19 protein-coding genes, 1 pseudogene and 1 riboswitch are annotated in these 22343 nt (G+C 66.7%); of the genes and pseudogenes, 13 read left to right on the top strand and 7 right to left on the bottom strand.

What is annotated here, in order from left to right:
- Positions 1-82: 82 nt before the first annotated feature.
- From MKAN_RS00500 to MKAN_RS00490, 3 genes are all read left to right on the top strand, one after another.
- A complete protein-coding gene (locus MKAN_RS00500; RefSeq protein ID WP_023364112.1) occupies positions 83-760 on the top strand; it encodes an SDR family oxidoreductase in 678 nt (225 codons plus the stop codon).
- A 40-nt stretch (positions 761-800) separates the two neighbouring features.
- Positions 801-1724 (top strand): LLM class F420-dependent oxidoreductase, encoded by a 924-nt coding sequence (locus MKAN_RS00495; RefSeq protein ID WP_023364110.1) that lies wholly within the window; start codon positions 801-803, stop codon positions 1722-1724.
- 123 nt (positions 1725-1847) lie between these two features.
- A complete protein-coding gene (locus MKAN_RS00490) occupies positions 1848-3233 on the top strand; it encodes an NAD(P)/FAD-dependent oxidoreductase (protein ID WP_023364108.1) in 1386 nt (461 codons plus the stop codon).
- A gap of 1 nt (position 3234) precedes the next feature.
- Here the strand turns inward: MKAN_RS00490 and MKAN_RS00485 are convergent.
- From MKAN_RS00485 to MKAN_RS00460, 6 genes and pseudogenes are all read right to left on the bottom strand, one after another.
- A pseudogene (locus tag MKAN_RS00485) lies at positions 3235-3873 on the bottom strand (urease accessory protein UreD); the annotation flags it as partial.
- A complete protein-coding gene (gene ureG / locus MKAN_RS00480) occupies positions 3863-4534 on the bottom strand; it encodes an urease accessory protein UreG (protein ID WP_023364104.1) in 672 nt (223 codons plus the stop codon). The gene ureG and the pseudogene MKAN_RS00485, both read right to left, overlap by 11 nt.
- A gap of 10 nt (positions 4535-4544) precedes the next feature.
- Positions 4545-5180, bottom strand: a complete 636-nt coding sequence (locus MKAN_RS00475) for an urease accessory protein UreF (protein WP_023364102.1) — start codon at positions 5178-5180, stop codon at positions 4545-4547.
- 42 nt (positions 5181-5222) lie between these two features.
- Positions 5223-6944 carry an urease subunit alpha gene (locus MKAN_RS00470; RefSeq protein WP_023364100.1) on the bottom strand — a complete coding sequence of 574 codons (1722 nt, stop codon included), beginning with the start codon at positions 6942-6944 and terminating at the stop codon, positions 5223-5225.
- The gene (locus tag MKAN_RS00465) at positions 6941-7255 is read right to left on the bottom strand and encodes an urease subunit beta (protein WP_023364098.1); all 315 of its coding nucleotides are present in this window, start codon (positions 7253-7255) and stop codon (positions 6941-6943) included. Before MKAN_RS00465 ends, MKAN_RS00470 begins: the two co-directional genes overlap by 4 nt.
- The gene (locus MKAN_RS00460) at positions 7252-7554 is read right to left on the bottom strand and encodes an urease subunit gamma (protein ID WP_023364096.1); all 303 of its coding nucleotides are present in this window, start codon (positions 7552-7554) and stop codon (positions 7252-7254) included. Before MKAN_RS00460 ends, MKAN_RS00465 begins: the two co-directional genes overlap by 4 nt.
- 113 nt (positions 7555-7667) lie before the next feature.
- Positions 7668-7730, top strand: a riboswitch (guanidine-III (ykkC-III) riboswitch).
- Positions 7731-7846: 116 nt separating this feature from the next.
- Between MKAN_RS00460 and MKAN_RS00455 the strand changes: the two genes are divergently transcribed.
- From MKAN_RS00455 to MKAN_RS00435, 4 genes are all read left to right on the top strand, one after another.
- Positions 7847-9010: an agmatinase family protein gene (locus tag MKAN_RS00455; RefSeq protein WP_023364094.1), complete on the top strand. Its 1164-nt coding sequence runs from the start codon at positions 7847-7849 to the stop codon at positions 9008-9010.
- 793 nt (positions 9011-9803) lie between these two features.
- Positions 9804-11207 (top strand): PPE family protein, encoded by a 1404-nt coding sequence (locus MKAN_RS32425; RefSeq protein WP_023364092.1) that lies wholly within the window; start codon positions 9804-9806, stop codon positions 11205-11207.
- Positions 11208-11215: 8 nt separating this feature from the next.
- Complete coding sequence (locus tag MKAN_RS32420; RefSeq protein ID WP_063476912.1) at positions 11216-12607, top strand: PPE family protein; 1392 nt, start codon at positions 11216-11218, stop codon at positions 12605-12607.
- A gap of 123 nt (positions 12608-12730) precedes the next feature.
- On the top strand, positions 12731-14356 hold the full coding sequence (locus tag MKAN_RS00435; RefSeq protein WP_225722821.1) for an APC family permease: 1626 nt from the start codon (positions 12731-12733) through the stop codon (positions 14354-14356).
- 74 nt (positions 14357-14430) lie between these two features.
- Here the strand turns inward: MKAN_RS00435 and MKAN_RS00430 are convergent, their stop codons facing one another.
- Complete coding sequence (locus MKAN_RS00430) at positions 14431-14874, bottom strand: PaaI family thioesterase (protein ID WP_023364086.1); 444 nt, start codon at positions 14872-14874, stop codon at positions 14431-14433.
- 370 nt (positions 14875-15244) lie between these two features.
- On the opposite strand from MKAN_RS00430, the gene MKAN_RS00425 reads away from it, so the two are divergent.
- The 6 genes from MKAN_RS00425 (at position 15245) to MKAN_RS00400 (ending at position 22296) form a co-directional block, all read left to right on the top strand.
- A complete protein-coding gene (locus tag MKAN_RS00425; protein ID WP_023364084.1) occupies positions 15245-15661 on the top strand; it encodes a BlaI/MecI/CopY family transcriptional regulator in 417 nt (138 codons plus the stop codon).
- 14 nt (positions 15662-15675) lie between these two features.
- The gene (locus MKAN_RS00420; protein WP_023364082.1) at positions 15676-16626 is read left to right on the top strand and encodes a M56 family metallopeptidase; all 951 of its coding nucleotides are present in this window, start codon (positions 15676-15678) and stop codon (positions 16624-16626) included.
- A 120-nt stretch (positions 16627-16746) separates the two neighbouring features.
- Positions 16747-18198 carry an NADP-dependent phosphogluconate dehydrogenase gene (gndA, locus tag MKAN_RS00415; RefSeq protein WP_023364080.1) on the top strand — a complete coding sequence of 484 codons (1452 nt, stop codon included), beginning with the start codon at positions 16747-16749 and terminating at the stop codon, positions 18196-18198.
- Positions 18199-18231: 33 nt separating this feature from the next.
- On the top strand, positions 18232-19668 hold the full coding sequence (locus MKAN_RS00410) for a GuaB1 family IMP dehydrogenase-related protein (RefSeq protein WP_023364078.1): 1437 nt from the start codon (positions 18232-18234) through the stop codon (positions 19666-19668).
- 199 nt (positions 19669-19867) lie between these two features.
- A complete protein-coding gene (locus tag MKAN_RS00405; RefSeq protein WP_023364076.1) occupies positions 19868-21250 on the top strand; it encodes a hemolysin family protein in 1383 nt (460 codons plus the stop codon).
- On the top strand, positions 21247-22296 hold the full coding sequence (locus tag MKAN_RS00400) for a hemolysin family protein (protein WP_023364074.1): 1050 nt from the start codon (positions 21247-21249) through the stop codon (positions 22294-22296). The genes MKAN_RS00405 and MKAN_RS00400 overlap by 4 nt, the downstream gene beginning before the upstream one ends.
- The last annotated feature ends 47 nt before the right edge of the window (positions 22297-22343 follow it).

The following is a 22343-nucleotide window of genomic DNA, read 5'->3' as shown; positions in this document are numbered from 1 at the left end:
CATAACATGCCGAGATCCAGGCAAGGCTCCTGTGGCGGGTGAACTTCCAGGGTCTGGGTTCAATGGTGAACACGAGGAGGTCATGGCAGTGGAGGTGCTGGTCACCGGCGGGGACACGGATCTGGGGCGTACGGTCGCCGAGGGTTTTCGCGACGACGGTCACAAGGTGACGCTGGTCGGTGCCCGACGCGACGAGCTGGAGGTTGTCGCCAAGGAACTCGAGGTGGACGCCATTGCCTGCGACACCACCAACCCCGCGAGCCTCAGCGAGGTCCGCAGCTTGTTTCCCCATCACCTGGACACCATCGTCAACGTGCCGGCCCCGTCCTGGGATGCCGGTGATCCGCGGACCTACTCGCTGTCGGACACCGCCGCCGCATGGCGCAACGCCCTCGATGCGACGGTGCTCTCGGCGGTACTGACGGTGCAATGTGTGGGTGACCATTTGCGTTCCGGTGGCTCCATCATCGGTGTGGTGGCGGAAAACCCGCCTGCCGGCAGTGCCGACGCAGCGGTCAAGGCCGCCCTCTCCAATTGGGTCGCGGGACAGGCGGAGGTTTACGGCACCCGCGGCATCACCGTCAACGCTGTCGCGTGCGGCCGTAGCGTCCAGCCCGGATACGAGGGTCTTTCCCGCACACCCGCTCCTGTTGCGGCCGAAATCGCCCGGTTGGCGCTGTTTTTGACCACCCCCGCGGCACGCCACATCACCGGCCAGACATTGCACGTGAGCCACGGCGCGCTGGCGCACTTCGCCTGAGTCCGTCGGGTTACCCACGCCGATCGCTACGGTAGATGCCGTGGCTATCAGGCTCGGCTTCCAGATCCCCAACTTCTCCTACGGCACCGGCGTCGAAAAGCTGTTCCCGTCGGTCATCGCACAGGCGCGCGAGGCCGAAGCTGCCGGCTACGACTCGCTGTTCCTGATGGACCACTTCTATCAGCTGCCCATGCTCGGCACGCCCGACCAGCCGATGTTGGAGGCCTACACGGCCCTGGGCGCGCTGGCCACCGCGACCGAGCGGCTGCAACTGGGCACGCTGGTGACCGGCAACACCTACCGCAACCCGGCTTTGCTCGGCAAGATCATCACGACGCTCGACGTGGTCAGTGCCGGCCGGGCGATTCTGGGCATCGGCGCCGGCTGGTTTGAACTCGAGCACCGCCAGTTCGGATTCGAGTTCGGCACCTTCACCGACCGATTTGAGCGGCTCGAAGAGTCGTTGCAGATTCTCGATCCGATGATCAAGGGTGAGCGCCCGACCCTCTCGGGAAAGTGGTATACGACCGAATCGGCCGTGGCCGAGCCGCGTTACCGTGACCGCATCCCGATCCTGATCGGCGGTGGCGGCGAAAAGAAGACGTTCGCAATCGCCGCCAGCTACGCCGATCATCTCAACATCGTCGCGGCCCTTGACGAATTGCCCCGCAAAATGGCCGCCGTCGCGGCTCGTTGCGAGGAAGCCGGCCGAGACCCCGCCACACTGGAGACCAGTCTGATGTTGACCGTGATGATCGACGAGAAGGCCAAGCCGGACCAGATGCCGGCGGAGACGAGCCGACGCATGGTGATCGGCAGCCCGGCGCAGATCGCCGACCAGGTCCAAGCCAAGGTGCTCGACACCGGCGTCGATGGTCTGATCATCAACCTGTCCGCGCACGGATACAGCCCCGGCCTGATCACCACAGCCGCCGAAATGCTGCGCCCGCTGCTCGGCCTATAGCCCCGCAGCTGCGGGTGTGGTTGATTACACACGCTCGCACCTGGGTATTCAGCGCCCGGCTTGGCTACCGTAGTAGCTAACTGCCGTTGGCCGGTCAAGGAGACCCCTCAGGAGTAGCGGAGCATGAGCCCCCAGCCAGATCCCACAGCTGAAACACGTCGTAGGCATCGAGTCGTCATCATCGGATCTGGATTCGGCGGCCTCAACGCGGCAAAGAAGCTCAAGCGTGCCGATGTCGACATCAAGTTGATCGCCCGTACCACTCACCACCTGTTCCAGCCGCTGCTTTATCAAGTCGCGACGGGCATCGTGTCGGAAGGCGACATCGCCCCGCCGACTCGCGTCGTGCTGCGCCGGCAGCGCAACGTGCAGGTGCTGCTGGGTGACGTCACGCATATCGATCTGGCCGGTCAGTTCGTCGTGTCCGACCTGCTCGGCCACACCTACGAAACCCCGTACGACAGCCTGATCGTCGCCGCCGGGGCCGGGCAGTCCTACTTCGGCAACGACCACTTCGCCGAGTTCGCGCCGGGCATGAAATCCATCGATGATGCGCTCGAGGTGCGGGGACGGATTTTGAGCGCGTTCGAACAGGCCGAACGGTCCCGCGATCCGGAACGACGGGCCAAGCTGCTGACGTTCACCGTCATCGGCGCCGGCCCCACCGGCGTCGAAATGGCCGGGCAGATCGCTGAATTGGCCAGCCACACTTTGAAGGGCTCGTTCCGGCACATCGATTCGACCAGGGCGCGGGTGATCCTGCTCGACGCCGCCCCGGCCGTGTTGCCGCCATTCGGCGAAAAGCTCGGTCAGCGCGCGGCCGCCCGGCTGGAAAAGATGGGCGTGGAGATCCAGCTGGGTGCCATGGTCACCGACGTAGACCGCAACGGCATCACCGTCAAAGACTCCGACGGCACCATCCGGCGCATCGAGTCGCAGTGCAAGGTGTGGTCCGCCGGGGTCTCGGCAAGTGCGCTGGGCCACGATCTCGCCGAGCAGTCGTCGGTCGAACTCGACCGCGCCGGCCGGGTCAAGGTGCTGCCGGATCTGACGATCCCCGGACACCCCAACGTGTTCGTCATCGGCGACATGGCGGCGGTCGAGGGTGTTCCCGGGGTGGCGCAGGGCGCGATCCAGGGTGCCAAGTACGCCGCCGGCACGATCAAAGCCGAACTCGCCGGGGCCGACCCGACTCAGCGTGAACCCTTCCAGTACTTCGACAAGGGGTCCATGGCCACGGTGTCGCGGTTTTCCGCGGTGGCCAAGGTCGGTCCGGTGGAGTTCAGCGGCCTCATCGCCTGGTTCGCCTGGCTGGTGTTGCACTTGGTCTACCTGGTTGGGTTCAAGACCAAGGTCAGTACGCTGCTGTCCTGGACGGTGACCTTCCTGAGCACTCGGCGGGGCCAGCTGACCATCACCGAGCAGCAGGCATTCGCGCGCACCCGTCTCGAGCAGCTGGCGGTACTGGCGGCCGAGGCGCACCGCCCGGCGGCTCGGCGGGCAAGCTGACCGGTAACCGGTCACCCTGCCAGGTAATCAACGTGCCACCGTCGGCCAACGTCAAGATAGTCGACGTGCTAGGCATGCCGTCACTGAATAACGTTGCGGGATAACGCAGCTCATTGATGGTGGCCCGAGGCGCCGCGATCACGTCATCGGCCAGCGATCCGGCGCCCAATTCCACCCGGTGTCGCAGCATCGGAAGGCCGTTTCGGTCGGCCCGCAGCGAGCCCATCCAAAACCCTTCGCTTTCACCGTACCTACCGATCTGAACGCGTTCGCGGAAGCGGATCTCGCACCCTTCGTGCAGCCGCAGGGCAACGGTCGACAGGTGCCGGGCCGCGGCGGCTACAACCGTCGGCTCCAGATCCACATCCAGGTTGCCGGTCACCTCGATATCCCAATGGGCTTGGGACACCGGTGTTTCGGCACCGGGCAACGCCACCGTGCCGGCTGCGCTGCGTAGCCGCAGCCGAGCACCCTGTTCGACGACCACCCGGATGTCGACGATGTCGCCACCGAGCGGGTTTGCCGCCGCCGACACTAGGTATACGGTGTCGCGCGCGGTGCAACGAGCCGTGATCCCACCGCGGGATTGGATGCGCGGCAGGCGGTTCCGGGCTGCGACCAGCAGGATCTCAGAGTGCATCAGCCGCTGCCAGTTGGGCACGAACCCAGGCCAGCACCGCGGTGGCGGCCGGGTCCTCGGTCAACGACTGCAGCACCGTCGGCCGGCCGGCGCGCACCGCGTCGGCGTCGCGGGACATGACCTGCAGGTCGGCGCCCACCAGCGGGGCCAGGTCAGTCTTGTTGACTACCAACAGATCCGAGTAGGTGACCCCCGGCCCGCCCTTGCGCGGCACCTTATCGCCGCCGGCTACGTCGACGACGAAGATCTGCACATCCACTAGTCCCGAAGAAAAGGTGGCGGTGAGGTTGTCGCCCCCGGACTCGACCAGGATCAGGTCGAGCGGGTCGTGAGCGGCGATCAAGTCGTCGATTGCATCCAGATTCGCGGTGATGTCGTCGCGAATCGCGGTGTGCGGGCAGCCGCCGGTCTGCACGGCCGCAATCCGGTCATCGGGCAGCACCGCGTGCCTGCGCAAGAAGTCGGCGTCCTCGGTGGTGTAGATGTCGTTGGTCAGCACGGCCAGGGACAGCTCGTCACGTAACTGCCGGCACAGCGCCGCCACGAGCGCGGTCTTGCCGGAGCCCACCGGGCCGCCGATGCCGATGCGCAACGGCTCCCCCGGCTGTCGGACCCGTCGTGGCCGGTGGCTGTGGGCGTGTGAGTGGGAATGCGTTGGCATGGTTTACCTTTCAGGAGGCGAACAAGGGTCGCTCGCGTTCGGCATGACGTTGGGCCAGCGTGTCGAGCAACGGATCGGACAAGTCGGCCAGTCCGGCGGTGGCCTCGGCGGCGGTGTGTTCGCACAGTTGCGACAGCCGGAAGGTAAGAACTGCGACGTCGGCGGGATCCAGCGCCAGCAGTCGCTGGGCAGCGGTGGCCGAACCTGTCATGGTGGTGTAGACGATGTGCAGCGCATTGTGTTCCGGGGGCAGCCCGCTGACAGCCCCTACGCGTCCCGCGGCCACCGCCAGATGCGGCCGCAGGCCGAGATCGTCCCAGCCGGCTTCGGGCCACACGGTCCGGGCCAACCGAGCCAGCCCCCGACCCTGGCTGCGGGAAGCCTCTCTGGCCGCGGGAGCCGGTGTGCGGGCGTCGGTTTCGTGATCGGCGTCGGCCGGCATCAGCTCGCCCCGGTGCACCGCCGCCGCTATCGACGCCGTGACCAGTCCGTGGCTGCGGATCCGTCGTGTCAGAAACGCCTCCAAGGTGACCAGATCGGTCACCAGGCCGCTGGTGACGGCCTCTTCGATGCCACCGGAGTGCACGTGCGATCCGGTGGGTAGCCGCGAATCGGCTAGGGCGAGGAGCACAGCAAGCGAGGTCACCGGAGGGTCACTGGAGGGTCACTGGATGGTCACTAGAGGCCACTAGAATAAGAAATACCGTTGCGTCATGGGAAGTTCCGTGGCTGGCTGCTCCTGCCACACCTGCCCGTCGATACGCACGGTGAAGGTGTCGGGATCGACCTCGATGATGGGCAGTGCGTCGTTGAGCGGCAAATCGGCCTTGCCCACGGCGCGTACATCGGCCACCGGAACCAGCCGCCGGTTGATTGCGAGCCGATCGGCCAATCCCGCATCGATCGATGCCGGCGCCACGAAGTGCACCGAAGTGGCCGCCGCAGTGGCCGGGGCGGCGCCGAACATCGGTCTTGGCAGCACCGGTTGGGGCGTGGGTATGGACGCGTTGGCGTCGCCCATAGCCGCCCAGGCGATCGCACCGCCCTTGAGCACCAGGTCCGGGCGCACCCCGAAAAATGCCGGCTCCCATAGCACCAGATCGGCGAGCTTGCCCACCTCGATCGAGCCGATCTCGTGGTCCATGCCGTGCGCGACCGCCGGGCAGATGGTGTACTTCGCGACGTAGCGACGTGCCCGGTTGTTGTCGGCCCGGCCATCACCGGGCAGCGTGCCCCGACGGCGTTTCATCACGTGGGCGGTCTGCCAGGTGCGCAGCACCACCTCGCCGATGCGGCCCATGGCCTGGGAGTCGCTGCCGATCATCGAGATCGCCCCCATGTCGTGCAGCAGATCTTCGGCGGCCATGGTGGACGGGCGGATCCTGCTTTCGGCAAAGGCCAGGTCTTCGGGCACCGAGGGATTGAGATGATGGCAGACCATCAGCATGTCCAGGTGCTCGTCGAGCGTGTTCACCGTGTGCGGACGAGTCGGATTGGTGGAACTGGGCAGCACATTCGGCTGCCCGGCCACTCTCATGATGTCGGGTGCGTGGCCGCCGCCGGCGCCCTCGGTGTGGTAGGTGTGGATCGAACGGCCGGCAATGGCGGCAATGGTGTTTTCGACGAATCCCATCTCGTTGAGGGTGTCGGTGTGCAGCGCCACCTGCACCCCGGCGGCATCGGCAACGGTCAGGCAGGTGTCGATGGCCGCGGGGGTGGATCCCCAGTCCTCATGCAATTTGAAACCCGATGCGCCCCCGCGCAATTGCTCCCACAGCCCCTCGTGGCTGACGGTGTTTCCCTTGCCGAGCAGGGCGAAGTTCACCGGCCAGCAATCCAGTGATTCCAGCATCCGGGCCAAATGCCATGCCCCGGGGGTGACAGTAGTGGCCTTAGTGCCTTCGGCCGGCCCGGTTCCGCCGCCGATGATGGTGGTGACGCCGGCGCCGAGCGCTACGGGTATCAGCTGCGGGCAGATCAAGTGCACGTGACAGTCGATGGCGCCGGCGGTAAGAATGCGCCCGTTGCCGCCGATGACCTCGGTGGAGGGTCCGACGACCAGATCCGGATGGACACCCGACATGGTGTCGGGATTGCCTGCCTTGCCGATCGCGACAACGCGGCCATCACGAATCCCGATGTCGGCCTTGATGATTCCCCAATAGTCGATAATCACCGCACCGGTGATGACGGTGTCGGGTGCGCCCTCGGCCCGGGTCGCGCGGCCCTGGCCCATCGACTCGCGCAACACCTTGCCGCCACCGAACACTGCCTCGTCGCCGGCCAGTCCCGGCCCACCGCAGCGGTCTTCGCTGATTTCGACCAGCAGATCGGTGTCGGCCAGTCTGATCCGGTCACCGGTGGTAGGACCGTACAGTTGCGCGTAGCGCTCCCGGGTCAACCGCATCATGAAGCGTCGAGCCTTCCCGGGGGATCCAGTGTCAGCCCGTGGACCTCTCGTCGCCCGCGCAGCGGAACCAGCCGGACAGTCCGGCAGACGCCCGGTTCGAAGCGGACCGCGGTGGCCGCCGGGATGTCCAACCGGTGGCCATGGGCCGCCGCGCGATCGAACGACAGCGCCGCGTTGGCCTGCGGAAGATGGACGTGACTGCCGACCTGGACCGGACGGTCGCCGGTGTTGATAACCTGCATCTCCAGTCGCTGCGCACCAGCGTTGATGTCGATGTCGCCGGTGCCGTAAAGGATTTCGCCGGGAATCATGCGATCGGGTGATGGACGGTGACCAACTTGGTGCCATCCGGGAAAGTTGCCTCCACTTGCACATCCTGGATCATCTCCGGTACTCCCTCCATCACGTCGTCGCGGCTCAGCACATCGCATCCACTCGCCATCAGCTCGGCGACGGTGCGGCCGTCCCGCGCGCCCTCCAGGATGTGGTCGGTGATCACTGCGACGGCTTCGGGGTGATTGAGGCGCAAACCGCGGCCCCGACGGCGGCGGGCCAGCTCGGCGGCGTAGGACAACAGAAGTCGCTCTTGCTCATGCGGCGTCAGACGCATGGCCTCCGATCCTGCCATGGGCCCAGCCATGTCGCGCGCGGGAGCCACATTCACAGCTCTCTTTCAGCTTGAAGTCCGTCGCGGCGGCCGGCCGGGTAGGTACGGTGAAGTGCGGCGCGCCGAAAGGGCCGCCCGGACGAGTTCGCCGTACCCGGAGAGCGACAAGACGGTGAGTGCGGGAAATGTGGCGCGCCGGCACACCAAAACGGTCCTGTGGACTCGCCTTTCGCATATTGCCGGTCGCCGGCGCATCCTCCCGCCTTGAGCTGCTTCTGGACGAGAGGACACCGTGATGACAAATCCGTTCGCCGGCCAAGCCGACATCCCCAATCGGGAAGGGCAGTGGGCACAGCAGGCCGAAGCCGAGTTGCCGACCCGCCGCCACCGCGAAGAGATCGATCGCTGTATCGCCCACGGGCTCGAAGCCGCCCCCACGATCAACGACCGGACGCTGTCGACCTTTGCCCGTGGTGAACTCCCCCACTTCGCCGGGGAACGCGGAACATTCCTCAAGGCGCCGTTTCTCGAGGACGTGAACGACGTCGCCGACGCCGAGGTGGCCGTCTTCGGGGCGCCGCTGGATGCCGGCACCACCTACCGTCCGGGCACCCGATTCGGGCCGATGGGAATCCGCCGCTCGACCAACCTGTTCGGCACGTACTGTTACGAATTGGGCGTCGACCTGCGCGAACAGCTCAACATCGTCGACATCGGCGACGTGGTCACCATTCCCGCCAACATCGAGAAGTCGTTCGACCAGATCAGCCAGGCCATGGCCCATGTGGTCTCCAACGGCGTGTTCCCGGTGGTCCTCGGTGGCGACCACTCGATTGGCTTCCCGACGGTGCGGGGCCTGGCCCCCTACCTGGACGGCAACGTGGGCATCATCCACTTCGACCGGCACGTCGACACCCAGGAAACCGATCTGGACGAGCGGATGCACACCACGCCGTGGTTCCACGCCACCAACATCAAGAACGCCCCGGCCACCAACCTGGTGCAGATCGGCATCGGTGGATGGCAGGCGCCGCGCGCCGGCGTCCAGGTGGGCCGCCAGCGCGGTAGCACGGTCATCACGGTCGGAGACGTCGAACGCGTCGGGATCGAAAAGGTCGCCGAGATAGCGCTCGAAACGGCGTGGAAAGACGCCAAGGCGGTGTATCTGTCGTTCGACATCGACGTCATCGATGCCGGGTTCGTGCCCGGCACCGGCTGGCCCGAGCCCGGCGGGCTATTGCCGCGTGAAGCCCTCAACCTGATCCGGCTGATCTCCGAACCCGGGCTGAACGGCATCGAGGTGGTGGAGTGCTCGCCGCCCTACGACTGGGCCGAGCAGACCGCGCTGATGAGCAGCCGGGTCATCCTGGACAGCCTGGCCGTCATGGTGCGAGCCGGAAAGCTGGGCAAGAAGCCGGCCACCCTCGAGCGGCACGCGTGGGGGCCCTTCGCCGATTGACTCAGCCTCGCAGGATCAGCCGATGAACGTCTACTGCCGAGCCCGTCTCGCGCGCACCGACCTGCGCGCGAGCTGCAGGCGCGCGACAACCCGTGCGCCACCGGCCCTGTCGCCCCGAGAAAATCTACGGTTCGGTGCCGCTGGACGACGTTAAGCCGTCGAATCGGTCAGTGTCACTCAGCTGACGCACCGACGTAACCGGTCACTGCTAACCACAATCCCCCGGATTGTTATTCAAGTTCGCCTATTTAACACATAGCAAACTTATTATGGCATCGTCGCCGAACGTGATCTGCTGGGCGCGTCGTTGCCACACGGCGCCTCCGATGCCTCCGAGTGCGGACCGCGTTAACCCACTTCCCGATGGGGCCGATCGGCTGATCGATCGCAGCGGTCAGAATTCATCTCGAACCATAAGATCTTGTATTACAACAGGTTTGATGCCAACCACGGCTGGCTTGCCAAAGTTTCTTATCCGCTGGCCGCTGTGTTCCATCGGTCCGGCCTCAGGCCTGCGCGGGTGGTTTCGAACTGTTGTGCCGACTTGACGGACGACGGGTCACATCGAGGTCGAACATCGCATTTTCAGCAAATTGTCAGCAATTAGCCAGTGCGGCTACAGGGACAGCGTTCATCATTACCCACGGCCCGGCGAGTCGGACCGAATTGGACGCCGTGGGGGCCACTATTCGTGCGCCAACTACGGCGCTCGAAACCGAGCACCAACGCGGCATCCGAAAAGTGTTGCAGCCGCGAATGTTTGGTCTGGTGCCCGGTCAGGTGCGAGGGGGCTTTGGCGTTGGATTTCTCGGTGTTGCCGCCGGAGGTCAACTCCGGTCGGATGTACGCGGGCCCGGGGTCGGGGCCCTTGGTGGCAGCCGCCGTCGCCTGGGACGGGTTGGCGGCAGAGCTGAATTCGACGGTGGCGTCGTATCGGGCGGTGGTGTCGGAGTTGACGGATGGGCCGTGGGTGGGCCCGTCGTCGAGATCCATGGTTGCCGCGGTGGCGCCGTACGTGTCGTGGATGGCCGTTACGGCCGCGCAGGCGCACCAGACCGCGGGTCAGCTCAAATCGGCCATAGCGGCCTACGAAGCTGCGTTCACGGCCACCGTGCCACCCCCGGAGATCGAGGTGAATCGGGCCTTGTTGGCGGCACTGGTGGCCACCAACATCCTGGGGCAGAACACCCCCGCGATCATGGCCACCGAGGCGCAATACACCGAGATGTGGGCTCAGGACGCGGCGGCGATGTACGGCTACGCCGGTGCCTCCGCGGCGGCCACCACGTTGACACCCTTCAACCAACCTCCAACGACCAGCAATCCGGGCGGTATGGCCACTCAAGCCGCCGCGGTCTCGCAGGTCGCCGCCGCCGCGGCCGGCCCGAGCACCCAGTCGATGCTGTCCCCGCTGTCGCAGCTGGCGGCGGTGCCCAACGCGCTGCAAAGCCTCGCGTTGGGCGGAGGATCGTTCGATCCGGTCGCGCTGCTGGAAAACTTCCTCGGTACGCAGTTGGGCACCGACGTCAATACGTTCGCCATGAATGTGGGGAACTGGACGCTGGTCCTCAGCGGGTTCTTGTTCACGGCTTCGGGCATCACTCCCCTCTTGGGCGGTCTTTACGGGCTGGCACTACCCGCGGAAGCAGCGGCCGCGGCCGAGGTGGCCCCTGATGCCGGCCTGGGAGCGCTGCTGGGTTCGTACGGCCCGGCGACGGGCGGGTCACTTCCGGTCGGCCTGGGCGGTGCCGGGGTATCGGCGGGCTTGGGCGAGGCGGCCTCGGTCGGCAAGTTGTCGGTGCCGACATCATGGACTACGTCCCCGGCGATCCGGCTGGCCGCCTCCACGTCACCTATCGCCGGCCTCGACGGCATACCTGGGGTCGAGACAGCCGGACCGGGAGGGTTCTACGGCGGCATTCCGCCGGTGGGCAGCGTTGTCAACGCGCCGCGCGGCGACCAGACCCGCCCCCGAGCCGCCTCGCGTAGCAAGGTGCTCCCACCGTGGGCTACTGGGCAGGGCGCCGACGAGCAGCTCCCGGGCCGATCGGCGCAGGCCCAACGCAGCATCTCCCAGGTGGCCAGCACGTTGAGCGAACGCGAGCGCGATGAGCTCGACAAGTTGCGCAAGGAGATCGCCGAAGTCGCGATGGAGCGCGATGCGGCAGCCCGCTTGATCAAGGAGGCGATCTTGTGATCAGCCTCATGGATTTTGGCGGGCTGCCGCCGGAGGTCAATTCTGCCCGCATGTATGCGGGCCCGGGCGCGACGTCACTGGTCACGGCTGCCGCAACGTGGCAGGCGTTGGCGGCAGAGTTGGGGACGGCGGCAAGCTTCTATCGGGAGGTGGTCGCAGAGCTGACCGGCGGGCCGTGGCTGGGTCCGTCATCGGGCGCGATGGCCGCGGCGGTGGCCCCATATGTGCTCTGGATGACTGCCACCGCCGCCCGGGCGCAACAGACCGCGAGTCAGCTGGGATCCGCGGTGGCCGCCTACGAAGCGGCATTTGCGGCCACGGTGCCCCCGCCGGCGATCGAGGTCAACAGGGCGTTGTTGGCGTCGCTGGTGGCCACCAACATTCTGGGACAGAATGCGCCGGCGATCGCCGCCACCGAAGCGCAGTACTCAGAGATGTGGGCCCAGGATGCCGCGGCGATGTACGGCTATGCCGGCGCGTCGGCGGCGGCAACCAGGTTGACGCCGTTCTCCGCACCCAAGCAGGACACGAACCCGGCCGGAACCGCCGCTCAGTCCACCGCGGTCAGCCAGGCAGCCGCCGCCGGGACCGGCGCCGGCACCCAGTCGGCGCTTTCGAGCGTGCCCGACGTACTGCAAAGTCTGTCGTCGGGAACGTTTCCCGGATCGAATCTGCTGCTGGGTTTCTTCAACAGTTATCCGATCCAGACGTTCAACTCCCTGAGCGGATCGACAGCGGGCTATCAGATCCTCTCCGAGGGACTGAACTTCGACGCCTCCGGGCTTTGCCTGACCCTTGCACCGGCGATCGCCGTGGCCTGGAATCCACTGATCGATTCGCTGACCGCGACCACGGCGTCTGACGTATCTCCGCTGGCCGGCGACGGACTGGCGGGCGGGCTGGGCTCCACGCTGGTCGATTCCCACGGCTCGGGAGCGGGTGCCGGGGCGGCGGCCGGCCTGAGCCAAGCGATGTCGGTCGGCAAACTGTCGGTCCCGCAGTCTTGGGCCGGGTCCCCGGCTATCCGGCTCACCGCCAGCGCATTGCCGACCGCCGGCCTCGACGGACTGCCGCAGGTCGCCGCTGCTTCGCCCGGTGGCTTCTACGGCATGCCCCCGATGGGCCCGGTGGCCAGCGTGGTCAACGCACCGCGCGGCGACCAGACGCGTCCTCGGGCCGGCTCACGTCACCGGGTGATCCCGGCCCTTGGCGAGTCGGGCCTGCGCGAGGACCCCGCGGCCCGGTGGGTCACGCCGGGCGCCAAGGCCGACGAGGATGCCGCGGTCAGCGACCGCGATGAGCTCAACCAGCTGCGCAAAGCACTCGCCGACGTGTCGCGGCAGCGCGACGTGCTCAAGCGCACCGCCGCGACATTGATCAAGGAGGCGAGGGACAAGTAGCACAGCCTGTCGCTTGTCGCGATCCGAGCGGCAGGAACCGCAGCAGCACAACCGGTTTGGCATATCGATGATGGGGAGTCCGTGCAGATGTTTTTCACAAGGCCACTGGCTGGGGAGCGAAGTTTGGACAGCGATGTGGCTCTCGACGTAACCGCCCGAGTCACTCATGCCGCGCACAACGGCGCGGACCGCCCGAACGTCCATGCGGATAACACCGCCACGACATCCGGTAACAGGCCGGAAGACGACGAGGACCTGGCCCAGCTCAAGGCGTTGGGGTTCCAGTCGGAGTTCCGGCGAGACATGAGCCCGTGGGCCAATTTCTCGCTCGGCTTCACCTACCTGTCGCCCGTGGTCGGCATCTACACGGTGTTCGCGTTCGCGCTGGCCACCGCCGGTCCGCCGATGATCTGGAGTCTGCTGATCGTCGGCGCCGGGCAGATGCTGGTCGCGCTGGTGTTCAGTGAAGTGGTGGCGCAATTCCCGGTGGCCGGTGGTGTCTATCCCTGGGCGCGACGGTTGTGGGGCCGCAAATGGGCTTGGATGACCGGCTGGGTCTACATGTTCTGCCTGTTGGCGCTCATCGCGGACGCAGCGTTCGGCGCCGGCCCGTATGTGGCGGCCATGTTCGGCTTCGCGCCGACCGTTGAAGCCAAGATCTATTGCGGACTGGCCGTGCTGGCGGTGGCGACCCTGATCAACCTGACCGGGACCAAGATTCTGGGTTACTTCGCCATCTTCGGCTTCTCCGCCGAGCTCATCGGCGCCCTGGTGGTCGGCGTCTGGCTACTGGTCATGCACCGCCACCACGGGCTCGGGGTGCTCTTTCACAGCTTCGGCGCCGAAGGCGACCACAGCTTCCTCTACGCGTTTCTGGCCGCCGGCCTCATCGGTCTCTACCAATTCTTCGGGTTCGAGGCGTGTGGCGACGTTGCCGAGGAGGTTCGCAATCCCGGCATACAGATACCGAAGGCGATGCGGCGCACCATCTACATCGGCGGGGCCGCGTCAACGTTCGTCTGCCTGAGCCTGATCCTGTCGGTCACCGACTTCGGCGCGGTGATCCGCGGGGAGGACACCAATCCGATCTCGACCGTTCTCGCCAGCGCCTTCGGCGACATCGGGTCGCGGATCGTGCTCGGTATCGTGTTGATCTCGTTCGTCTCGTGCGCCTTGAGCCTGCAGGCCGCGGCCAGCCGCCTCATCTATTCCTACGGCCGCGACGGCATGATCGTCGGCTCGCGGCTCCTGGCGCGATTCGATCACAAGCGACACGTGCCGCCGTACGCCCTGCTGGCCGCCGTCATCGTCCCGGCGTCGCTGATCATCGGCTCGATCGTCTCCGAACACCCGCTCAACAAACTCATCAGCTTCGGCACCGTCGGGGTCTACCTCGGGTTCCAGATGGTCGTGCTGGCCGCGCTGCGCGCCAGGTTGAAGGGCTGGGCGCCGTCCGGCAAATACCGGTTGGGCCGCTGGGGAATGCCCGTCAACATCGGTGCACTGTTCTACGGCGTCGCGGCGATCACCAACGTGTGCTGGCCGCGGACACCCGAGGCGCCCTGGTACGACAACTACGTGGTGTTGCTGATGTCGGGGGTAATCATCAGTCTCGGCATCGCGTACATGGTTTTCAGCCGGGCCTACGCCAACAGCGACGCGCCACACGCCGACGCCATTCCGCGGCACCCCGAGATCGATCGGGCAGTCGCGGAGGGGCCGGCAATGCCTGCGGTGCGAAATCAATAGACGGTGAAACACCGGACCGCGCTCGGTGTGCCGGGCGATCGCCTCAACCCGTCGACACCGCGGCGACGTTGGGGTCAGGAGTCTGGCGACGGCTCCAGATTCTGCAACCGCACCTGACCCCGGGCTACCACCCGATCGGTCTCGTCGGTGATGACGACCAACCACAGCTGCTGACGCCGACCGCGGTGCAATGGTTCGGCGGTGCCGTACACCATGCCCGACTTGATGGCATGCAGAAAATCGGTGTTGTTGTTGACGCCGACCACGCCCCCGCCGCCGCCACGGGTACTGAGCCAGGTGAACGCCGCCACGCTGGCCATGCTCTCGATCATCGAGCAGTACACACCGCCGTGCACGATGCCCATCGGCTGCAACAGCTCGGGTTTGACCTTCAGCTGCGCGCGTGCACCGTCGGGGCTGAGCTCGGTGAACTGCAGCCCCAGTTGATTGTCGAACGGCGCGGTGAACGTCGGCGGGCTGACACCTGTGTCCGGGTCCGGGTCAGATGGCACGTTCATGTGTCTACACCATCGGTATCGGTCGGTTCCCGCAGGTCTGCCGGCGCCATTCAACGCCCCGGGGCGAACAACAGGCGAGCCCCGTGCAGCAGCACGGGGCTCGCCGATCGAGTAGACCGGGGGTCACTGCAGCCCTCAGGACTCCGGCACGGTCATGTATTGCTCGACCACACTTAGGATAGGCAAGGCTGCCCTAATTCTGCAAGCATCGAATGTACAGAGTTGCCCAAGGGTGTCGAAGGGTGTCGAAGGGTGTCGAATTCGGAGCCGGCGATCACCGATGACTCGGGTGGCTTCGGGACCGGTTGGATACGACAGTCGGTAGTAAACCGGAGTACGCTGGGTGCAACGCTCAGGGAGAGAACGAACTATGGCCAAGCTGACGCGGTTGGGGGATCTGGAACGTGCAGTGATGGACCACCTATGGTCCACGCCGGAACCCCAGACCGTCCGCCAGGTCCACGCAGCGTTGTCGGCGCGACGTGACCTTGCCTACACCACCGTCATGACCGTGCTGCAACGGTTGGCGAAAAAGAATCTGGTCTCGCAGATCCGCGACGATCGGGCCCACCGTTACGCACCCGTGCACGGCCGTGACGAGTTGGTCGCCGGTCTGATGGTCGATGCGCTGGCCCAGGCCGAGGACTCCGGCAGCAGACAGGCCGCCCTAGTGCACTTCGTCGAGCGTGTCGGTGCGGACGAGGCCGACGCACTTCGTCGCGCCCTTGCCGAATTGGAAGCGGCACACCGCATTCCCCCATCTGCTGGCGCTCCGGCGGAGGACTGAGAGAGACTAGCAGCGTGTCCGCGCTGGCCTTCATCATCCTCGCGGTGCTGCTGGCTGGCCCGACACCGGCCTTGTTGGCACGAGCGACGTGGCCGTTGCGCGCCCCGCGGGCCGCGATGGTGCTCTGGCAAGCGATAGCTCTGGCCGCGGCTCTTTCGGCGTTCAGCGCGGGCATCGCCATCGCCAGCCGGCTGCTCATGCCTGGCGCTGACGGGCGGCCTACGGCCGGTGTCCTCGACGCCCGAATCCGGCTCGGCTGGCCGTTGTGGGCGGCATACATCACCGTCTTCGCGCTGACTGTGCTGGTCGGGACCCGGCTGATGGTTGCCATAGTTCGGGTGGCCATCGCCACTCGGCGCCGTCGGGCTCATCACCGCATGGTGGTCGATCTGGTTGGAGTAGGGCACGGCGCCGCGCTGGCCGAGCCTTGCGCGCGAACCCGGGATCTGCGCGTGCTCAACGTGGCGCAACCGCTTGCCTATTGCCTGCCCGGCGTCCGTAGCCGGGTAGTGGTCAGCGAGGGAACGCTGACCACGCTGACCCACAAGGAAGTCGCCGCAATTCTCACCCACGAGCGGGCGCATCTGCGGGCCCGCCACGACCTGGTCCTGGAGGCATTCACCGCCGTACACGCGGCGTTTCCGCGGCTCGTCCGCAGCGCCAATGCCCTGCGTGCCGTGCAGCTCCTGGTGGAACTGCTCGCTGACGACGCCGCGGTGCGCGCGGCGGGGCGGGCCGCGCTGGCCCGCGCCCTGGTCGCCTGCGCATCCTGCGCAGCGCCGTCGGGTGCACTGGCCGCCGGGGGCCCCAGCACGGTGGTACGGGTGCGGCGCCTGGCCGGGCGCGGCAACAGCCGGGCGCTATCGGTGACCGCGTATCTGGCCGCGGCCGCGGTGCTGGTGGTGCCCACCGTCGCGCTGGCCGTCCCGTGGCTCACCGAGCTGCAGCGGCTGTTCGGCGTCTGACACAGGCCCAAACACCTTGGAAGACCGCGACGCCACTGTGCCACAGTGTGTCGGACCAGCCTTGCCGGACAGCTTCGGCAAGAGTTCGCCAACCTGACAGGCCCGACCGAAAGGCAGCAGATGAGTTCCCCGGAATCGAGCACCGCCACCGCGCAGATCGGCGTCACCGGCCTTGCGGTGATGGGTTCGAACATCGCCCGCAACTTCGCCCGACACGGCTACACCGTGGCGCTGCACAATCGGTCCATCGCCAAGACCGATGCGCTGCTGAAAGAGCACGGGTCCGAAGGAAGGTTCGTGCGCAGCGAAACGATTCCGGAGTTTCTGGCCGCGCTGCAAACCCCGCGCCGGGTGCTGATCATGGTCAAAGCCGGTGACCCCACCGACGCTGTGATCAACGAGCTCGCCGACGCGATGGAACCCGGCGACATCATCATCGACGGCGGAAATGCGCTCTACACCGACACCATCCGTCGCGAGAAGGCGATGCGGGGGCGTGGACTGCACTTCGTCGGCGCCGGCATCTCCGGCGGCGAAGAGGGCGCACTGCACGGGCCGTCGATCATGCCCGGCGGGCCCGCCGAGTCGTACGAATCGCTGGGCCCGCTGCTCGAGGAGATCTCCGCGCACGTCGACGGGGTGCCGTGCTGTACCCATATCGGCCCCGACGGCTCCGGGCACTTCGTCAAGATGGTGCACAACGGCATCGAGTACTCCGACATGCAGCTGATCGGCGAGGCATACCAGCTGCTCCGCGACGGGTTGGGGCTGAGCGCACCGCAGATCGCCGAGGTCTTCACCGAGTGGAACAAGGGCGACCTGGACAGCTATCTGGTCGAGATCACCGCCGAGGTGTTGCGGCACAACGACGCCAAGACCGGAAAACCGCTCGTCGACGTGATCCTCGACCAGGCCGAGCAGAAAGGCACCGGGCGCTGGACCGTCAAGTCCGCCCTGGATCTGGGGGTGCCTGTGACCGGCATCGCCGAGGCGGTGTTCGCCCGTGCGCTATCGGGATCGGTGGAGCAGCGTACGGCGGCGCGCGGGCTCGCCTCCGGGCGGCTCGGCGACCAGCCCGCCGATCCCGACACGTTCACCGAGAACGTGCGCCGGGCCTTGTACGCCTCCAAGATCGTGGCCTACGCGCAGGGCTTCAACCAGATCCAGGCCGGCAGCACCGAATACGGTTGGGACATCTCACCCGGCGACCTGGCGACCATCTGGCGAGGCGGCTGCATCATCCGGGCGAAATTCCTCAACCGCATCAAGGAAGCGTTCGACGCCGACCCCAACCTGGCCAGCTTGCTCGTCGCGCCGTATTTCCGCAGCGCGGTTGAATCGGCTATCGACAGTTGGCGGCGCGTGGTGTCCACAGCGGTGCAGCTGGGTATTCCAACACCCGGGTTCTCGTCGGCCCTGTCCTACTACGACGCGCTGCGCACCGAGCGGCTGCCTGCCGCACTCACCCAGGCCCAGCGCGACTTCTTCGGCGCACACACGTACGGGCGGATCGACGGACCGGGCAAGTTCCACACCCTGTGGGGTGCAGACCGCCGCGAAGTGCCCGCTTAGCCGGGCGTTAGGGACTCAACCAGAGGGCGAGCCATGAGGTTTCTGGACGGGCACAGACCCGGATACGACCTGACGTACGACGACGTGTTCATCATGCCGAACCGCTCGGAGGTCGCGTCGCGGTTCGACGTGGATCTATCCACCGCCGATGGTTCGGGAACCACAATTCCCGTGGTCGTCGCCAACATGACGGCGGTCGCCGGCCGGCGGATGGCCGAGACCGTGGCTCGCCGCGGCGGCATCGTGATCCTGCCGCAGGACCTGCCCGTCCCGGCGGTGCAACAGACCGTGCAGTTCGTCAAGAGCCGCGACCTGGTACTCGACACGCCGGTGACGCTGGCGCCCGACGATTCGGTATCCGACGCGATGGCCTTGATCCACAAGCGTGCGCACGGGGTCGCCGTGGTCGTCTTCGAGGGCCGCCCCATCGGTTTGGTGAGCGAATCGTCCTGCCTGGGCGTGGACCGCTTCACCCGGGTGCGCGACATCGCCGCATCGGACTTTGTGACCGCCCCGGTGGGCACCGAGCCGCGCAAGATCTTCGATCTGTTGGAGCACGCCCCCATCGATGTTGCGGTGGTCACCAGCGCCGACGGGACATCAGCGGGAGTGCTGACTCGCACCGGCGTGATCCGCGCCGGCATCTACACCCCCGCCATTGACGGCGAGCGACGACTACGTATCGGCGCGGCCCTCGGCATCACCGGCGATGTGGCCGCCAAGGCTCGTGCCCTCGCCGAAGCGGGTGTCGACATGCTGGTGATCGACACCGCGCACGGGCACCAGCTCAAGGCGCTGGATGCGATCAGGGCCGTGTCGTCGCTGGAGCTGGGTGTGCCGCTGGCGGCCGGCAACGTGGTTTCGGCCGAGGGAACCCGCGAGCTGCTGGGTGCCGGGGCGAGCATCGTCAAGGTCGGCGTTGGCCCCGGCGCCATGTGCACGACTCGGATGATGACCGGCGTCGGCCGCCCGCAGTTCTCCGCCGTGGTCGAATGCGCTGCCGCGGCAAGGCAACTCGGTGGCCATGTGTGGGCCGACGGCGGAATCCGCCATCCGCGTGATGTCGCGCTGGCGCTGGCGGCCGGGGCATCGAACGTGATGATCGGATCGTGGTTCGCCGGCACCTACGAGTCTCCGGGTGACCTGATGCGAGATCGCGAGGACCAGCCGTACAAGGAGAGCTACGGCATGGCGTCCAAACGGGCGGTGGTCGCCCGGACCACCACCGAAAGTGCCTTCGATCGCGCCCGAAAGGCGCTGTTCGATGAAGGTATCTCGACGTCGCGGATGGGGCTTGACCCTGATCGCGGCGGTGTCGAGGACCTGATCGACCACATCACCTCCGGCGTGCGCAGCACGTGCACCTATGTCGGCGCCGCCAACCTGGCGGAGTTGTATGAGCGCGCGGTGATCGGTGTCCAGTCGGCGGCGGGCTTCGCCGAAGGTCATCCGCTGCCCACCGGCTGGTGAGTGCGATCACCGGCGGCTGGCACTGATTCGTGCCGAACGGTTTCGCTACGATATGGACTTCAGTCCCGCGATGCAGCGCCGCGGGATCGAGCGAAAGGGATGACGTGCCGCAGGCACCCGTCGGAGCCGTAGGCTTCGGGGGCGGGCCACGCCCGGCGTCGGAGCGGGCCGCGGCGACATCACGACCACCGGGCCGCCCATGATGTTCGCCGGCACCGTCGTCAGCATCGTCGCCATCTTGGCGCTGACCTTCGGCACCGCGGTGTTCGTCGCGGCGGAATTCTCGCTGACGGCGCTGGACCGCAGCACCGTCGATGCGAACGCCCGCGGTGGCGCCAGCCGCGACCGGTTCATCCAGCGCGCGCATCGCCGGCTGTCATTCCAGCTGTCCGGCGCGCAGTTGGGCATCTCCATTACAACGCTGGCGACCGGTTACCTGACCGAACCCTTGGTGGGCGAGCTCCCGCATCCGGCGCTCACCACGATCGGAATTTCGGATCGGATGTCCGACGCAATCACGGTGTTTCTGGCGCTGGTGGTAGTGACATCACTGTCGATGGTGTTCGGCGAACTGGTCCCCAAGTACTTGGCCGTAGCCCGCCCGCTGCGGACCGCCCGCGCCGTCGTGCTTCCCCAGTGGTTGTTCTCGGCGCTGTTCACGCCGGCGATTCGGCTGACCAACGGAGCGGCGAACTGGATCATGCGCCAACTCGGGATCGAGCCGGCCGAGGAACTGCGCTCCGCGCGCACCCCACAGGAGCTGGTGTCGCTGGTGCGCGCCTCGGCTCGCCGCGGCTCGCTCGACGACGCGACCGCATCGCTGATGCGCAGGTCCCTGCAGTTCGGTGCCCTGACGGCAGAGGAACTGATGACGCCGCGATCGAAGATCGTGGCGCTGCAGACCGACGACACTATCGCCGACATGGTCGCGGCCGTCGCGGCGTCCGGTTTCTCGCGGTTCCCGGTTGTCCACGGTGATCTGGACGAGACGGTCGGCATCGTGCATGTCAAGCAGGCGTTCGAAGTCGCGTCTGCCGATCGCCCGCACACCCGGCTGACCGCTGTAGCCCGGCCGGTTGCGGTGGTGCCGTCGACCCTGGACGGCGATGCGGTGATGGCCGAGGTTCGGGCCAACCGGCTGCAGACCGTGATGGTTGTCGACGAGTACGGCGGCACTGCGGGCATGGTCACCCTGGAGGACCTGATCGAAGAGATCGTCGGCGACGTCCGCGACGAACACGACGACGCGACACCCGATGTGGTCGCGGCCGGCACCGGATGGCGGGTATCGGGTCTGCTTCGTATCGACGAGGTGGCGATAGCCACCGGCTACCGCGCACCGGAGGGGCCCTACGAGACGATCGGGGGCTTGGTGCTACGAGAACTCGGACATATCCCGGTGGCCGGCGAGTCGGTCGACCTTCCCGCCTTGGACCTGGACCATCTACCAGATGAATCGGTGTGCTGGCGCGCCAGGGTGGTGCAAATGGACGGCCGCCGGATCGACTTGCTCGAGTTGACCGAACTGCGCGGTCACGCGCACCTCCATGGTGAACCCGGCGAAGAGCGCGGTAGCCGATGAATCCCATGCTGGCCGTGGCGCTGACGTTCCTGCTGATCGGTGCCAACGCGTTTTTCGTCGGAGCGGAGTTCGCGCTGATCTCGGCCCGTCGTGACCGTCTTGAAGCGTTGGCCGAGCAGGGCCGGACAAGTGCGGTCACGGTGATACGGGCCGGCGAACAGCTCGCGCTGATGCTGACTGGTGCTCAGTTGGGTATCACGGTCTTCTCGATCCTGCTCGGCCGGATCGGCGAACCGGCCGTTGCCCAGTTATTGCACCCGCTGCTGCACCTGGCCGGGATCCCTGATGCGCTGCTGCATCTGCTGTCTTTCGGGATCGCGCTATCCATCGTGGTGATGCTGCACGTGCTGCTCGGTGAGATGGTGCCGAAGAACATCGCCATCGCCGGACCCGAGAAGGCCGCGATGCTGCTCGTCCCGCCCTATCTGATCTACATGCGGGCCGCTCGCCCGTTTATCGCGCTCTACGACAGGTCCGCCAAAGCGATATTGCGTGCGCTCGGGGTGGAGCCCAAAGACGAACTCGACATCACGGTTTCCACGGTGGAGCTCGCGGAGATGATCGCCGAATCGGTCTCCGAAGGTTTGCTGGATCCCGAGGAGCACACCCGGCTGACCCGCGCGCTGCGGATCCGCACCCGGGTGGTCGCCGATGTCGCGGTCCCGGTGTCCGACATTCGGTCCGTGCCGGTGGCGGCCGTGGGATCGGGCCCGACGGTCGGCGCGGTCGAACAGGCGCTGGCCCAGACCGGCTTCTCGCGGTACCCGGTGGTGGATCGCGGCACATTCATCGGGTACGTGCACATCAAGGACGTGTTGGCGCTGGGCGAAGACGACCACACCGTGATCAAGGCGGAAATGGTGCGCCCCCTGCCGCCGCTTCCCAAGGCACTGCCGCTGGCCGATGCCTTGTCGCGGATGCGTCGCAGCAACAGTCACCTGGCTTTGGTAACTTCCGACGACGGCACCGTGGTCGGGATGGTGGCGCTCGAGGATCTGGTGGACGACTTGGTCGGCACCATGCGCAACCAGCGAAACCGCGACTGACCAGCCCGGCTGACCGGTACCGCGATAGGGGCCCGGAATGATCGGGG

The organism is Mycobacterium kansasii ATCC 12478, from assembly GCF_000157895.3.
Taxonomy (GTDB): Bacteria; Actinomycetota; Actinomycetes; order Mycobacteriales; family Mycobacteriaceae; genus Mycobacterium; species Mycobacterium kansasii.
Note: the sequence above shows the minus strand (reverse complement) of the source record. Positions and strands in the feature narration are given on the sequence as shown.

Coding starts and splice junctions, on each gene's coding strand:
- MKAN_RS00400 (WP_023364074.1), top strand. CDS start 21,247: ATGAATCCCATGCTGGCCGTGGCGCTGACGTTCCTGCTGATCGGTGCC.
- MKAN_RS00425 (WP_023364084.1), top strand. CDS start 15,245: ATGGCCAAGCTGACGCGGTTGGGGGATCTGGAACGTGCAGTGATGGAC.
- MKAN_RS00455 (WP_023364094.1), top strand. CDS start 7,847: ATGACAAATCCGTTCGCCGGCCAAGCCGACATCCCCAATCGGGAAGGG.
- ureG (WP_023364104.1), bottom strand. CDS start 4,534: ATGCCAACGCATTCCCACTCACACGCCCACAGCCACCGGCCACGACGG.
- MKAN_RS00500 (WP_023364112.1), top strand. CDS start 83: ATGGCAGTGGAGGTGCTGGTCACCGGCGGGGACACGGATCTGGGGCGT.
- MKAN_RS00460 (WP_023364096.1), bottom strand. CDS start 7,554: ATGCGTCTGACGCCGCATGAGCAAGAGCGACTTCTGTTGTCCTACGCC.
- MKAN_RS00405 (WP_023364076.1), top strand. CDS start 19,868: ATGATGTTCGCCGGCACCGTCGTCAGCATCGTCGCCATCTTGGCGCTG.
- MKAN_RS00410 (WP_023364078.1), top strand. CDS start 18,232: ATGAGGTTTCTGGACGGGCACAGACCCGGATACGACCTGACGTACGAC.
- MKAN_RS32420 (WP_063476912.1), top strand. CDS start 11,216: ATGGATTTTGGCGGGCTGCCGCCGGAGGTCAATTCTGCCCGCATGTAT.
- MKAN_RS00490 (WP_023364108.1), top strand. CDS start 1,848: ATGAGCCCCCAGCCAGATCCCACAGCTGAAACACGTCGTAGGCATCGA.
- gndA (WP_023364080.1), top strand. CDS start 16,747: ATGAGTTCCCCGGAATCGAGCACCGCCACCGCGCAGATCGGCGTCACC.
- MKAN_RS00430 (WP_023364086.1), bottom strand. CDS start 14,874: ATGAACGTGCCATCTGACCCGGACCCGGACACAGGTGTCAGCCCGCCG.
- MKAN_RS00465 (WP_023364098.1), bottom strand. CDS start 7,255: ATGATTCCCGGCGAAATCCTTTACGGCACCGGCGACATCGACATCAAC.
- MKAN_RS00470 (WP_023364100.1), bottom strand. CDS start 6,944: ATGATGCGGTTGACCCGGGAGCGCTACGCGCAACTGTACGGTCCTACC.